The organism is Streptomyces sp. NPDC002734, from assembly GCF_040295685.1.
Classification (GTDB): Bacteria; Actinomycetota; Actinomycetes; order Streptomycetales; family Streptomycetaceae; genus Streptomyces.
In genome coordinates this window covers 120,107-134,375 of sequence record NZ_JBEOVU010000002.1, presented here as the reverse complement: position 1 = coordinate 134,375, position 14,269 = coordinate 120,107, and the positions used below count along the sequence as shown (strand labels likewise).

Here is a 14,269-nt window from a genome sequence, read left to right as displayed (position 1 = left end):
GAGGCGGGTGCGGACATGCGGACGACGCTATACGTGCACTGTGCATGAATCCAGCGTCGTCTCGACATGTGGGCGTACCCATGAGACGGCTCGCCCGTGAGGCGGTGGGACGGCGCCCTCCGGTGGGTGGAGCGGCTACGCGGAGCCGTCGGTCGTCGGTCGTCGGCACCCGGCCGGCTGCCGACAGCCGTCTCGGCCGCCCGCCGTCAGGGCACGCGCGCGGTCCACTCCTCCGTGGCGAACTTCGACCGCACCAGCTCCTCGGCGCGGGCCATCTCCTCGGCAGTGACCTCGCCGGCCGTCAGCCCGTGGCGGTCGCGGAAGGAGGCGATCATGTTCTCGATCACCTGCTCGCGGGCCAGACCGGTCTGCCGCCGCAGCGGGTCCACCCGCTTCTTGGCGCTCCTGGTCCCCTTGTCCGACATCTTCTCCTTGCCGATGCGGAGCACCTCGAGCATCTTGTCGGCGTCGATGTCGTAGGACATCGTCACGTGGTGCAGGACGGCGCCGGGGCCGCCGTCCGGGCCCACCACCCGCTTCTGCGCCGCGCCGGCGATCTTGCCCGCCTCGGTGGCGATGTCGTTGAGCGGCTGGTACCAGGCCTTGATGCCCATGTCGCCCAGAGCGTCCAGCACCCAGTCGTCGAGGTAGGCGTAGCTGTCGGCGAAGGAGAGGCCGGACACCAGGGACTCCGGGACCGACAGGGAGTACGTGATCGTGCTCATCGGCTCCACGAACATCGCCCCGCCGCCCGAGATCCGCCGCACCACCGTGATGCCGTGGCGGGCCGCGCCCTGGGGGTCCACCTCGTTGCGCAGCGACTGGAAGCTGCCGATGATCACGGCCGGCGATGCCCACTCCCACACCCGCAGGGTCGGCGGCCGCCGGCCGGCGGCCACCTCTGCGGTGATCACCTCGTCCAGCGCCATGTGCAGGGCGGGCGGCTGCGGACCGGTGTGGATCAGCTGCCAGTCGTAGTCGCCCCACTCGGTCGCACGGGCCAGCGCGCGCCGCACGGCGATGCCGATGCCCTCGGCGGTCAGTCCCAGCATCACCGTGGACTCCGGCAGGGCCGCGGTGATCCTCGTGGCCAGCCCCGCGGCGTCCGTCGTGGCCGGGGCGCCCTCGAGGGCGCCGTTGATCGCCGGCAGGGCCTCGTCGGGCTCCAGGAAGAAGTCACCGGCCACCCGCACGTCGCGGAGCACGTCGCCCCTGACGTCCAGGTCCACGACGACCAGCTTGCCGCCGGGCACCTTGTACTCGCCATGCACAGCTCCGGCTCCCTCCGGTCCCGGGTCCGCCTCGCGCGTGGCCCACTCCACCCCATGATCGCTCGCCGCGGACGTGGACGCAGCGGGAGCTTCGGCCGCCGCGATCGCCAACACTTGTTCGCGAAGAAGTCTTTGCAAACGAGTGTTGGCGGTCTACGGTGACGGCATGGCGAAGAACGACGAGGTACGGCTGGACGCATCGGGGCTACGGGCGTTGGCGCATCCACTGCGGGTGCGTCTGGTGGGGCTGCTGCGGCGGCACGGTCCCTCCACGGCGACCCGGCTGGCGGAGCGGCTCGGCATCAACTCGGGCAGCGCCAGCTACCACCTGCGGAAACTGGCCGATGCCGGCTTCGTGGAGGAACTCACCGACCGCGGGAACGCGCGGGAGCGGTGGTGGAGGGCCGCGCACCGGATGACCCGGTTCTCCGACCGCGAGCTCGCGGACCGCGAACCGGAGGCCACCCGCGTCTATCTGCAGTCGGTCGTCGACACCTACGCCCTGCGGGCGCGGCAGGCGGTCGACGAGGTGGAGACCCTGCCGGTCGCCTGGCGGGGGGCCTTCGAGCTGAGCGACTGGGGCCTGCGGATCACGCCGGCGGAGGCGATCGCCCTGCGCGAGGAGCTCACCGCCGTGGTCCAGCGGTACCGGCAGGAGGGCGCCGGGGGCGCGGAGGCCGCCGGGGATGCGGAGGCTGCCGGGGGACCTGGGCCCGCCGGGGCGGGGGCGGTGTCGGTGATCCTCCAGATCTTGCCCGACCTCCAGGACACGGACGCGTTCCCGGACCCGGACCCGGACCCCGAGCCGGAGCCGGAGCCGGAGCCGGAAGGGCCCGGGGCCGCCGAGGGCTCCGGAGCGCCCGGAGCGCCCGGAGCGCGCTGAGAACGCCGAGAACGCGAACAACCCTCGGAGCGCGAACAGTTCAGCGAGGCGAACAGTCCGGAGAGGCGAAGAGGACGGCAGCGCTAACGCCGTCGGTCATAGGGGAGAGACCGTATGAAGGACCGAACCGGGGAACGGCCGGCCGCTCGGCGTGACCTGAAACCGCTGGCCGGCGTCCTGACCGCGATGACGGTGTCACTGACCGGCACCCGGATGGCCGCCGTGGCCGTCCCGTGGTTCGTCCTCGTCACCACGGGCAGTGCCACGCAGACCGGTCTGGTCGCGTTCTGCGAGATGGCGCCGTTCGTGGTGACGAAGGCGCTCAGCGGGCCGGTCGTGGACCGGGTGGGCCCGCGCGTCGTCTCCTGGACCACCGACCTGGTGAGCTGCGCGGCCGCCCTGGCGGTACCCGCCCTGCACGGGACAGGTCTGCTGTCGCTGCCCGTTCTGCTGGTGCTGGTGGCGCTCATCGGCGCCGCCCGAGGCCCGGGCGACCTGGCCAAGGAGGTCATGGTCCCCGACGCGGCGGACCGCAGCCGGGTTCCGATGGAGCGGGCCATGGCCTTCTCCGGCATCGTCGAGCGGCTCGCCGGCACCGTCGGCCCGGCCGTCGGCGGCCTGCTGGTCGCGCTGCTCGGACCGATCACCGTGCTCCTGGTCAACGCCGCCTCGTTCGCCCTCGGTTCGGCCCTCATCGCCCTGACGCTGCCGCAGGCGGTGGGCCGTCCGGCGGTCCGGGAGGAGGCCGCCGGCGAGGACGAACGCCCCGGTTACTGGCGCAGCTTCGGCGAGACCGTGCGCATGATGCGGGGGGACAAGCTCTTCCTGACCGTCGTGGTGATGATCGCTGTCACCAATCTCTTCGACAGCGCCCTCATCGCCGTCCTGCTGCCCGTGTGGGTCAAGGCGTCCGGTCATGACGCCGCCCTGCTGGGGTCGCTCATGGCGGTCTTCAGCGCGGCGGCCGTGGCGGGCAGCCTGCTGGCCGCGGTCTTCGCGCAGCGGCTCAACCGGCGGTTGGTGTTCTTCGCCGGGTTCACCCTGGTCGGCGCTCCGATGCGGCTGATCCTCCTCGGTGACACGCCCGTGCCGCTGATCGTGGCGGTGTTCGTCGTCGCGGGATTCGGCGCGGGGTTCCTCAACCCGGTGCTGGGGGCCGTCTTCGTCGAGCGCGTGCCCCGGGAGATGCTCGGCCGCGCCAACGCCCTCGCCGACTCGGTCGCCTTCGCCGGCATCCCGTTCGGCGGGCTGCTGGCCGGAGCGGCGGTGGGGCTGGTGGGGCTCGCCCCGACGCTGCTGGTCAGCGGTGTGCTGTACCTCCTCACCACCAGCCTCGCCGGACTGCGGCCCGAATGGCGGGAGATGGACCGCCCGAAAGCGCCACCGCCTTCGCCCCGACACCGTGCTCGGCTCATCCGCTCTCCCCTCCGCGGCCGCAAGGAGGACGACCCCGCCGAGGTACTGGAGGAGGTCACTGACCGCACCGCCTGAACCCGGCGAGTCACGCGCGCTCGGTCCCGTCCTCGGTCCGACCTGGGGACGGGCGCGGCGTCGTCGAAGCGCTCGGCCCGGGCTTCACGTCCCCGCCGGCGGCAGCGTCGAGGTACATGACACCGGCCGCCGCGGCGACGGACGACGGGTCCAGTGCGGAGCGGCCGGGGGCGGTTGCCGCTGGTCAGCCTGAAGGGTGGTCACGGTGTTGCTCGGGCGTGGTGTGCTCTGCGGCGGCGTCGAGGTCGCGTGCCCGGGCGGCGACGGACGGGGTCAGTCGTCGGGCCAGCAGATCCAGGGCCTGGGTGACCTCGCGGACGGTGTCCGGGTGCGGGGTGACGCCGTTCGGGCCGGTCAGGGCAGCGGCGAGAGTGTTCTCGACGGTGGTGCCGCGGACTTCGGTGACACGTGCGGAGGGCGTCGCGGTGGGGCGAACGAGTCGGCGGCGCCGGTCGGCCGGATCGAGCTCCGTGTCGACCGAGCCGGCCTGCTCCAGCCGGGCGACGGCGGTGGAGACCTGGCTCTGCGGCAGGCCCGTTCGTGCGGCGATTTCGCCGACTGTGGTCCCGGGGTGGGAGAGGAGATCACCCAGGACGACGAGCACCGAGCGGGACGACCTCGGCGTACCCGATGTCGCCGGTGGCATCGCCTGTTCGCCGATCTTCATGAGGGTGCGGCCCAGGAGGAACAGTTCGACTCCGTTCATGCTCGCATGGTACATCGAAATCGATGCATCAATCTTGATGCATCGATTTCGATGCGTTATCGTCGTGGTGTCGGTCGACAGATGTCGACGACAGCCGACGAGGGGGACCCGCCATGACGACGACCGCCATCACGCGCACGCTCTCCGTCCCGGGCGCCACCCTCCACTTCCGGACCGAGGGTGACGGCCCCGTCCTCCTTCTCTCGCAGAGCGGTGAGGGTGACGCGGACCGCACGGTCGACCTCGTCCCGCACTTGGCCGACACCTTCACCGTCGTCACCTACGACCGTCGCGGTCTGTCGCGCAGCACTCTCGACGACCCTTCCCGCCCCGTCACCATGGCCGACCATGCGGACGACGTGGCCCGGCTGCTCGCCGAGGTCGGTGACGGGCCGGCCCTGATGGCCGGGTTCAGCATGGGTGGCGCCATCGGCCTGCAGACCGTGGTCCGCCACCCGGGCGTGGTGAGCACACTGATCGCGCACGAGCCCGTGATGCCGAACCTGCTGCCCGAGGCGGATCGTGCGGAGCACGTGGCGGAGCTGGCGGCTGTTCAGCACGCATATACGACCGGGGGTCTCGAGGCGGCTCTTCCCGCGATCGCCCGGCACCTCGGCATCGACCCGGCGCACGAAGAGACCGAGGAAGGACTCACCCCCCAGCCGCTGACGGTCCGCCGAATGGCCAACTTCGCGTTCTTCATCGGAACGGAGTTCACGGCCGTCACCACGGACGACCTCTACCGGGCCGAGCCGGTGCCGCCCGCGGCGGTTGCCGGTACGCGCGTCATTCCGGCGACAGGCCGGACCACGCAGCCGACGGTGCACACCTACCGCTGCGCGCTGGCGCTGGCGGCGCGACTGGGCACGGAGCCGGTCCGGTTCCCGGGCGGACACAACGGCAACACCGCGTTCCCCCGTGCGACGGCGCAGGTGCTGAAGGACATCCTCGGGCAGTGACTCCTCCAGCGGCGCACAGCAGGTCACCGTGCATGCCCAGGGGGCCGGAGCGGTCCGCCGCCCTCGGCGTCGATACTGGGCTCACGGCGTGGACGGGGGAGCGGTGGACTGGTCGACAGGACTTCTCGGGTTCGCCGCGGGTCTGCTGATCGCGGCGGTGACCGCGCCCGTGGGCGTGTCCGGCGCGGTCCTCCTGCTGCCGGTCCAGCTGAGCGTGCTGGGCGTGCCCAGTCCGGCCGTCACTCCGACCAACCTCCTCTACAACGTCGTCGCCGGCCCCGGCGCCCTGCTGCGCTACCGGCGGGACGGACGCCTGTACGGCCCGCTGACGCGTCTCCTCGTCGTCGGGACCCTGCCCGGGGTGGTGCTCGGGGCACTCGTCCGGGTCTTCGCCGTCCCCGGCCCCGCCGTGTTCCGGATCTTGGTGGCCGCCCTCCTCCTGCCCCTGGGCCTGTGGCTCGTCACTCGGACCCTGCGGCCCGTCACCGCACCAGAACCGGCTCCCGGCCGCGCGCAGGGCGATCCGTCACCCCGGACCGTCACCCTGCTGGCCTTGGTGGTCGGAACGGTCGGGGGAATCTACGGAATCGGCGGCGGCTCCCTCCTCGGGCCCATCCTGGTCGGGCGGGGCATGCCGGTCTCCCGGGTCGCGCCGGCCGCCCTCGCCACCACCTTCCTGACCTCGGTGGTGGGCGCCGGCACGTACGGCGTGCTGTCCCTCACCGGCAAGGGGCACATCGCTCCCGACGTCCTCCTCGGTCTGTCCTGCGGACTGGGCGGGCTGACCGGCGGTTACCTCGGCGCCCGTCTCCAGCCCCGCCTGCCCGAACGCCTCCTCCGCGTCCTGCTGGGCTCGCTGGTCGCCGTGGTCGGCGGGCTCTACGCGGCGCAGACCCTCGTGTAGACGGGTCCGTCGTGCGGACGGGTCTCTGGTGCGGCGGACCCTCAGTGCGGACGGACCCTCAGTGCGGACGGGTCCGCGGTGGGGGCAGGGCCCGCCCACGACCGCCTCGCGAACCGCGGCTGCGGCGCCCGTTCCGCTCCCTCGTCGCCGAGCCGGGCGATCACTACACTCGCCTGAACGCTCGTCGTCCGCCGGACCGTCGCACGGAAACCACGAGGTGAGAGCCCCATGTTCACGACCCGGCCCACGCTCCAGGGCACCTTCGGCATGGTGTCGTCCACGCACTGGCTCGCCTCGCAGTCGGCGATGGCCGTCCTGGAGGACGGCGGCAACGCCTTCGACGCGGCGGTCGCGGCCGGGTTCGTGCTGCACGTCGTCGAACCCCACCTCAACGGTCCCGCAGGCGAGGTGCCGATCCTGCTGGCGCCCGCCGGGGGAGAGGTGCGGGTGCTGTGCGGGCAGGGCGTGGCCCCCGCCGCCGCGACGGTCGCCCACTACCGCGGGCTCGGCCTCGAACTGGTCCCCGGAACCGGCCCGTTGGCCGCGGCCGTGCCTGGCGCCTTCGACGCGTGGATGGTGTTGTTGCGCGACCACGGCACCAAGGAGCTCGCGGACGTGCTCCAGTACGCCGTCGGGTACGCCGAGGACGGGCACCCGCCCGTGGAGCGGATGGCCGGGACCGTGGCCACCGTGCGGGAGTTGTTCGAGAGCGAGTGGACCTCCTCCGCCGACGTCTACCTCCCGGACGGTGAACTCCCGCGCCCCGGGGCTCTGTTCCGCAACCCGGCACTGGCCGCCACCTGGCGGCGCCTGCTCGCCGAGGCCGACGCCCCCGGCGGCGACCGGGTCGCCCGCATCGAGCGGGCCCGGGAGATCTGGCGTTCGGGGTTCATAGCCCGCGCGCTCCTCCGCCAGTCCGCGCGCCCGACCCTCGACACCAGCGGTGAGCACCACACCGGCGTGCTCACCGCCGAGGACCTCGCCGCCTGGTCCGCCACGTACGAGGCCCCGGCCACCTTCGACTGGCGGGGCTGGACCCTCTGCAAGGCGGGCCCCTGGAGCCAGGGCCCTGCCTTCCTTCAGCAACTCGCGCTGCTCCCCGACGAGTTGCCGCCGTACGCCTCCGCCGAGTACCTGCACCTGCTGATCGAGGGCTGCAAGCTCGCCATGGCCGACCGCGAGGCCTGGTACGGCGACGCCGACCCCGGCGGCGTCCCGCTCACCGACCTGCTCTCCGCCGACTACAACGCCGAACGCCGCCGCCTGATCGACCCCGGCAAGGCGTCACTCGAGCTGCGCCCCGGCAGCCCGGGCGGACGCGACCCCCGGCTGGCCGCCCTGGCGCACCTGACAGCCGACGACGAACCGGAGTTCAACGCCCTGGGCGTCGGAGAACCCACCGTCGCCCGCGACGGCGGGACCCGCGGCGACACCTGCCACCTCGACGTCGTCGACCGCTGGGGCAACATGATCGCCGCGACTCCCAGCGGCGGGTGGCTGCAGTCCAACCCGGTCGTCCCGGAGCTCGGCTTCCCGCTCGGCACCCGCCTCCAGATGACCTGGCTGGAGGAGGGTCTCCCCAACACCCTCACGCCCGGCCGCCGTCCCCGCACCACCCTGACGCCCTCCCTGGCGCTGCGCGACGGCATACCCGTCCTCGCCTTCGGCACCCCGGGCGGCGACCAGCAGGACCAGTGGCAGTTCCACTTCTTCCTCGCTGTCGCCGAGCGCGCCCAGGTCCGCGGCGGTCTCGATCTCCAGGGCGCCGTCGACGCCCCGAACTGGCACAACGAGTCCTTCCCCGGCTCCTTCTACCCGCGCGGCATGCGGCCCGGCCGCGTCGTCGTCGAGTCCCGCACCGACCCCGCCGTCGTCGAGGACCTGCGCCGCCGCGGCCACGACGTCGAGGTGGGCGACGCGTGGTCCGAGGGCCGCCTCTGCGTCGTCGCCCGCGACCCGGGGACGGGCCTGCTCTCCGCGGCGGCCAACCCGCGCGGGATGCAGGGGTACGCGGTGGGACGCTGACCGCCCTCACGGCACGCGCGCGGCACCGCTCACGGCACGGCCAGGGCTCACGGCACGGCCAGGGGGCCGCAGCCCGACCGGCCCGGTCGAACAATTCGATAACAGCAAGAAGCGGCGACATGGATGGTGCCTGCCTCCGGCGGAAACGACCTCTCCTGCGGACCGGACCCAGGACCACCCCGAGGACCTGCGGCGAAGCCTCGACCCGGCGTCGGTGACGGGAAGTCAGTGGCCCCGCTGCCCGGTCCTGTCGGCGGGGCGGCCTATCCTGATCACGGGAGGACACCGCCGACGAAGGAGTCCAAGGTGCCGTCGACATCGATACTCGACGCGGTCGTGGTGGGCGCGGGACCGAACGGGCTGACGGCTGCCGTGGAGCTGGCCCGGCGCGGGTGCTCCGTCGCCGTGTTCGAGGCGCGCGACACCGTGGGCGGGGGTGCGCGGACCGAGGAGCTCACGCTGCCCGGATTCCGGCACGACCCGTGTGCCGCGGCCCATCCGCTGGGGATCAGCTCACCCGCGTTCCGCGGCATGCCGCTGGAGAGGTACGGGCTTGAGTGGGTGCACGCGCCGCTGCCGATGGCGCACCCCTTCCTCGACGGCACCGCGGCCGTGCTCTCCCGGTCCGTCGCCGAGACGGCGGCCTCCTTCGGCGCCCGTGACGCGGGCGCCTACCGTCGGCTGGTGGGGCCCCTGCTGCGGAACTGGGACGGGCTGGTCCGCGACTTCATGTCGCTGCCGCTCAGCGCCCTGCCCCGCGACCCCGTCACGCTGGCCCGGTTCGGGCTCACCGGGATGCCGCCGTCCACCTGGCTGATGCGGCGCTTCCGGGACGAGCGGTTCAAGGCGCTCTTCGCCGGCCTGGTCGCCCATGTGATGGCGCCGCTCGGCGGTCTCGGCACCGGCGCGGTGGGCCTGGTCTTCGCCCTCGCGGCGCACGCCCGCGGCTGGCCGTTCGCCCGCGGCGGCTCGCAGGCCATCTCCGACGCGCTCGCGGCCTACCTCGCCGAGCTCGGCGGGACGGTGCACACCGGGTACGAGGTCAAGCGGCTCGACGACCTGCCGCCCGCCCGCGCCTACCTCTTCGACACCTCGCCGACCGCGCTCGCCCGCATCGCCGGGCTGGGCAACGCCTACCGGGACTTCCGGTACGGCGCCGCAGCCTTCAAGATCGACTACGCGCTGGACGGCCCCGTGCCGTGGACCGCCCCCGAGGCGCGCCGGGCCGGCACGGTGCAGGTCGGGGCGAGCGCCGCGGAGATCGGCACCGCGCTCGACGCCGCCTCCCGCCAGGGCCGCGCCCCGGAGCGCCCGTTCCTGATCACCACCCAGCCCGGTCTCGCCGACCCCGGCCGCGCCCCGGAGGGCAAGGAGGTCTTCTGGGCCTACGGTCACGTCCCCAACGGCTGGACCGGCGACCTCACCGACGCGATCGAGCGCCAGCTGGAGCGGTTCGCCCCCGGCTTCCGCGACCGCGTCCTCGCCCGCGCGATCAGCGGCCCCGCCGAGCTCGCCGCCCGCAACGCCAACTACGTCGGGGGCGACATCGCCTGCGGCTCCGCCTCCGGCCTGCGCCTGTTGCTGCGCCCCCGCCCCACGCTCCACCCGTACCGGACCCGGCACACGGCGGTCTTCCTGTGCTCCTCCGCCACCCCGCCCGGGCCCGGCGTCCACGGCATGTCCGGCCACAACGCGGCCAAGGCCGTCTGGCGCACCCTCAGGGAGGACCGGGGATGACCGCGACGACTCGGATCACCCTGGTGCAGGGCGACATCACCCGTCAGTCCGTCGACGCCGTCGTCAACGCGGCGAACTCCTCGCTCCTGGGCGGCGGGGGCGTCGACGGCGCGATCCACCGCCGGGGCGGCCCGGAGATCCTCGCCGAGTGCCGCGCCCTGCGCGCCTCCCGCTACGGCCGCGGGCTGCCCACCGGTCAGGCCGTCGCCACGACCGCGGGCGACCTGGACGCCCGGTGGGTCATCCACACGGTCGGGCCGGTGTTCGACCCGCACGAGGACCGCTCGGAGCTGCTGGCCTCCTGCCACCGCGAGTCCCTGCGGGTGGCCGACGAACTCGGCGCGCGCACCGTCGCGTTCCCCGCCGTCTCCACCGGCGTCTACGGCTGGCCGATGGACGACGCGGCCCTAGTCGCCGTCGAGGCGGTACGGGAAGCGGACACCGCTGTCGAGGAAGTCAGGTTCGTCCTCTTCGACGACCAGGCGTACACGGCCTTCGCGAGCAGGTTGGCCCCGTGACGAAGTGTCTACTCAGCCTGAGTTCCCCGTCCCCCGCTGAGCCTGAGGGATGCGGGGGCGGCCCTCACCAGGGAGGGTGAGCTCCTCGTTCGCCGGCTCAACGGCGGCCCCGGGACACGCGAGGGCGTCGAGGCCTTCTTCCGGGACTGCCAGGAACAGGGGAGACGGCCGTGTGGGAGCGTTGCCGTGCCCTCCGGTAATCGACGATGCGCGTGCTGGTGACGTCAACTACAGTTTCGCCGTCGGAAGTTGGTGGCGTGTGAAGCCAAATCGGGGGCGGTCTTTCGTGCGTGTCGTGCGGTGTTCTGTCATGAAGGGGATCTGCGCCGCAGTGGTCGGCACGGTGGTGCTTGCCGGATGTTCCGGCGAGCACTCGGGCCCCGCGCTCGACAAGCGGCCGGTGCGGGAGAAGGCTTCGGCCCCTCCTGCGGTCAGGGCGTACGATCCGCCGCGCAAATTCTCCGGGGGCGGGGTGCGGTTGTCCGTCACGGAGGCCGAGCACACGGAGACAGTGCTGTGGGGGACGAAGGCGTTCGTCCTGACCGAGACCAGCCTGACCGCCTACGACACCCGGGGAAGCGGCGGTCCTGCGTGGTCGGTGCGGAAGCCCGAGGGCATGTCGACGGGTGTGGACGAGCGTGCCCGGGTGTGGGAGAGCACGAAGCCGAGCGTGGTCAAGCAGGGCGGGCGGGTCCTGGTGCTGTTCGCGTACCACACCTACACGCAAGGCCAGGGCACGGAGAAGGACACGTCGACGGTGAGTCTGCGGGCCGTGGACGCGGACAGCGGCAAGGAAGCCTGGACCGTCGCCCTGCCCACTCCGAAGGGGATGAGCTTCGGCGATGACACCAGCCCGGCCGTCGTCGGCGTCGAAGACGACATGGTTGTGGTCACCGCCCGCACCACGCCCGACTTCGACGATGCGTACGACGACCCGCGGAGCGCGGTCACGTACGGCGTCGACCTTCGCACGCACCGGGTTACTTGGCAGGAGGGCGGATTCGGGGCGCGCATGCTCACCGGCGGTGTGATCGCCGGAGAGCAGCTTCCCGAGTACGCGGAGATCGGCACGGAGAAATGGACCGCGCGCGAGGGCGGCATGAGGCTCGTGGGCCGCTCGGTGAGCGACGGATCGGTACGCTGGAAGGACTCCCGCAACCTGTTCGGACTGAAGATCGAAAGCATGGGCGCCGGCTTGATGTCGGTCGACATGGTTCTGGAGTTCAAGGAGAACCGCGGCACCTACGCACTCCTCGACGGTGCCACAGGCGAACTGCCCTCCGGGATGACGAAGGACAGCATCGACGACTTTGCCTACATGGGCCGCTCGTGCGTCTATGACCAGCGCTCGGTCCTTGTCTGCGGATCGACGGATCACAGCCTTGCGGCGCTGGACACCCGCACGCACAAACTGCTGTGGCAGATCACCGCAGATGATCCGTCCCGGGAAGTACCGTCGATGGCCACCGCATGGCACGGGGTGGTCTACGCCGGCGTCGCGGGGCGGGACGGGGTCCTTCTGGATGCGAGAACCGGCAAGGATGACGGAACCTACTCCGCCGGACACCTGAGCCTGGTGAACGCGTATGGCGCCTTGGCCCAGGATCTGACGGTCTACGAAGCCACCGGCTGACCGGAACTGTGGGAACGGCATGCCGCCGCTGCGACCTTGGGCTTCGGCGGCCCGATGTCCTTGGTCAAGCCGTGCGGCCCAGAGTACGGGCATGACCAGGCGGAGGGCTCGGTGCCGGCTGGCGTGTTGGCGGAGCGGTACGCGTGGCGGGTGATGTGACTGGCTCCGGCAGTGGGCTCACAGTGCGGCAGCGCGCCGACGGACCAGGAGGTTCTGTGTCCCCAGTCCTATCGCCAGGTACGCGTAGAGGGATGCGCTCCCCAGCAGTCCGGTTCCGGCAGCGTGGTCGATCCACAGCGCCAGCCCGATGTGCACCCCACACGAAGCCAGCCACAGACCGGTCGCCGCTGCCGTCCCCTTGCGCAGCACCTCGCTCCGGGGCCCACGCCAGATCTCTACGGTCCGGGCCCTCGCCACGCCGAACGACGCCGCAACGGCCAGGCTCGCCACCAGGAGGGCCATCGTCAGCATGGTCAGCGGGTGGTACTTGACGACCGAGGCGATACCGAAGGCGATGCCGATGACACCGAAGACACCGATCGCCACAGGAGCGGCCAGCGAGCCGACACGCGAAACGGGACGGGTACGCAGCTGCCGCCGCACCACCAGGCCGACCACCACCACGGCTATGACGAGAGAAACCCCTCCACCTGTGTTCTGCACTTCAACTCCCCCTACGAGCAACGCCGACCGACGACGGCGACTGTACTGATGATGCTGAGGCACACGCGAGCCATGGCAGCCGGACGGTGGCGGTCAGGCCGCCCGCTGGGCGCCGCATCGGGGTGGCCGGCGTGGCGGTCACCGGGCGATTTCCCCGATGGGGCCGCCGGGATCGCGGAAGCCGGCTGTTCGAATGCCCCAAGGCCATGGAGACGGGAGCCGGTGTCCGCCTGAGTGACGCGAGCGGGCGCGACGAGCTCGGGCGCTGCGGTGATCTCCAGCAGGTTGATGATGGTGTCACCGTCGCCCTCTTCCGTGATCGGATGACCGTGGAGTTGTCGGAGGCGGCCGTTGGGGGACAACAGTGGAGCTGCGCGACATCGAGATCTTTCTGGCGCTGGCCGAGGAACTGCACTTCGGTCGGACCGCGGAGCGCCTCCATGTGTCCCAAGCGCGCGTGAGCCAGTCCATTGCCAAGCAGGAGCGGCAGATCGGGGCCCGCCTGTTCGTCCGAAGCAGCCGCCGTGTCGAACTGACGCCCATCGGTGTCCAACTGCGTGAAGACCTCAGCGCCGGCTACCAGCGGATACGTGACGGCATCAATGACGCGACGACTGCCGCCCGGGGCGCCAGGAGCAGGCTCACTCTCGGCCTCCACGGTCCCCAAGCACACGACCAGGCCGACCTCTTGGACCTGTTCCGCAACCGCCATCCCGACATCGATCTGCGCATCCGGGAGATGAACTTCACCGACCCCTTCGGCCCGCTGCGCGACGGCACCGTCGAGATCGCAACAGCCTGGCTGCCCGTCCGGGAGCCCGACCTCACCGTCGGCCCGGTGATCGACGCCGAACCACTGCTGCTCATGGTGGCCACCGATCATCCACTGACAGCTCGGGACGAGGTGGGCATGGAGGATCTCGCGGACTGGGTCCTCCCCTACTCCGGACCGCCCACGCCCGAGTACTGGCTGCAGACTCTCGTCCCCACCCGTACTCCCGGTGGGCGTCCCATCCGACGCGGACCGAAGGTCACCACCTTCCAGGAAGTCGCGGCGGCCGTCGCCGCAGGCCACGCCATCAGCCTCGTCCACGGCGACGCCGCCCGCTACTACCGCTGGCCTGGCCTGCGCTATCTGCGCCCTCACGATGCGCCGACAGGGGAGTGGGCCCTGATCTGGCCCACGGCCCAGGAAACCGATGCCATCCGTGCACTGGCACGGGCGGCACGGGATACCGGTCCACGAACCGGCTGACTTACCCACGAACGCCCGTCGATTCGTGGCGGCACCCGTCCGACCGCGCTGAACGACGGAGAGGGGCCGCTCGAGTTCGGGCAGGTCACACACGGCTCCGATGTCACATCGTGGATAACTTCCCGCTTATCAGCTCATGCGCGATCGCTCATTGTTCGGTCCTCGAGCCCACGGCATCCTGAGATCACTTCTGATGCTGAGGCGCTTTCCGGTGGAGGCGTGTA

General features: G+C 71.9%; 12 protein-coding genes. 9 read left to right on the top strand and 3 right to left on the bottom strand.

All coding sequences use genetic code 11. The annotated features are described in order from the left end of the window. Positions 1-206 precede the first annotated feature (206 nt). On the bottom strand, positions 207-1,271 hold the full coding sequence (gene lplAB / locus ABT026_RS02315) for a lipoate-protein ligase LplAB (RefSeq protein WP_351111258.1): 1,065 nt from the start codon (positions 1,269-1,271) through the stop codon (positions 207-209). A gap of 166 nt (positions 1,272-1,437) precedes the next feature. Between lplAB and ABT026_RS02310 the strand changes: the two genes are divergently transcribed. Both ABT026_RS02310 and ABT026_RS02305 read left to right on the top strand, forming a co-directional pair. Further along, complete coding sequence (locus ABT026_RS02310; protein WP_351111256.1) at positions 1,438-2,154, top strand: ArsR/SmtB family transcription factor; 717 nt, start codon at positions 1,438-1,440, stop codon at positions 2,152-2,154. 114 nt (positions 2,155-2,268) lie between these two features. Further along, entirely contained in the window at positions 2,269-3,645 is a 1,377-nt protein-coding gene (locus ABT026_RS02305; RefSeq protein WP_351111254.1) for an MFS transporter, read from the top strand. 184 nt (positions 3,646-3,829) lie between these two features. Here the strand turns inward: ABT026_RS02305 and ABT026_RS02300 are convergent, their stop codons facing one another. Continuing rightward, positions 3,830-4,351: a MarR family winged helix-turn-helix transcriptional regulator gene (locus ABT026_RS02300; RefSeq protein ID WP_351111252.1), complete on the bottom strand. Its 522-nt coding sequence runs from the start codon at positions 4,349-4,351 to the stop codon at positions 3,830-3,832. A gap of 113 nt (positions 4,352-4,464) precedes the next feature. Between ABT026_RS02300 and ABT026_RS02295 the strand changes: the two genes are divergently transcribed. The 6 genes from ABT026_RS02295 (at position 4,465) to ABT026_RS02270 (ending at position 12,127) form a co-directional block, all read left to right on the top strand. Then, positions 4,465-5,310, top strand: coding sequence for an alpha/beta fold hydrolase (locus ABT026_RS02295; protein ID WP_351111250.1), 846 nt, complete (start codon positions 4,465-4,467; stop codon positions 5,308-5,310). A gap of 103 nt (positions 5,311-5,413) precedes the next feature. Continuing rightward, positions 5,414-6,214, top strand: a complete 801-nt coding sequence (locus tag ABT026_RS02290; protein ID WP_351111248.1) for a sulfite exporter TauE/SafE family protein — start codon at positions 5,414-5,416, stop codon at positions 6,212-6,214. Positions 6,215-6,442: 228 nt separating this feature from the next. Continuing rightward, positions 6,443-8,239 (top strand): gamma-glutamyltransferase family protein, encoded by a 1,797-nt coding sequence (locus tag ABT026_RS02285; protein ID WP_351111246.1) that lies wholly within the window; start codon positions 6,443-6,445, stop codon positions 8,237-8,239. A 321-nt stretch (positions 8,240-8,560) separates the two neighbouring features. Then, the gene (locus ABT026_RS02280; RefSeq protein WP_351111634.1) at positions 8,561-9,976 is read left to right on the top strand and encodes a phytoene desaturase family protein; all 1,416 of its coding nucleotides are present in this window, start codon (positions 8,561-8,563) and stop codon (positions 9,974-9,976) included. Next, positions 9,973-10,494 carry an O-acetyl-ADP-ribose deacetylase gene (locus ABT026_RS02275; RefSeq protein WP_351111244.1) on the top strand — a complete coding sequence of 174 codons (522 nt, stop codon included), beginning with the start codon at positions 9,973-9,975 and terminating at the stop codon, positions 10,492-10,494. The genes ABT026_RS02280 and ABT026_RS02275 overlap by 4 nt, the downstream gene beginning before the upstream one ends. Positions 10,495-10,804: 310 nt before the next feature. Then, positions 10,805-12,127, top strand: coding sequence for a hypothetical protein (locus ABT026_RS02270; RefSeq protein ID WP_351111242.1), 1,323 nt, complete (start codon positions 10,805-10,807; stop codon positions 12,125-12,127). 177 nt (positions 12,128-12,304) lie between these two features. On the opposite strand, the gene ABT026_RS02265 is transcribed toward ABT026_RS02270, so the two are convergent. Then, positions 12,305-12,790: a hypothetical protein gene (locus ABT026_RS02265; protein WP_351111240.1), complete on the bottom strand. Its 486-nt coding sequence runs from the start codon at positions 12,788-12,790 to the stop codon at positions 12,305-12,307. Between the two features lie 364 nt (positions 12,791-13,154). Between ABT026_RS02265 and ABT026_RS02260 the strand changes: the two genes are divergently transcribed. Continuing rightward, the gene (locus ABT026_RS02260) at positions 13,155-14,045 is read left to right on the top strand and encodes a LysR family transcriptional regulator (protein WP_351111238.1); all 891 of its coding nucleotides are present in this window, start codon (positions 13,155-13,157) and stop codon (positions 14,043-14,045) included. Positions 14,046-14,269 lie beyond the last annotated feature (224 nt).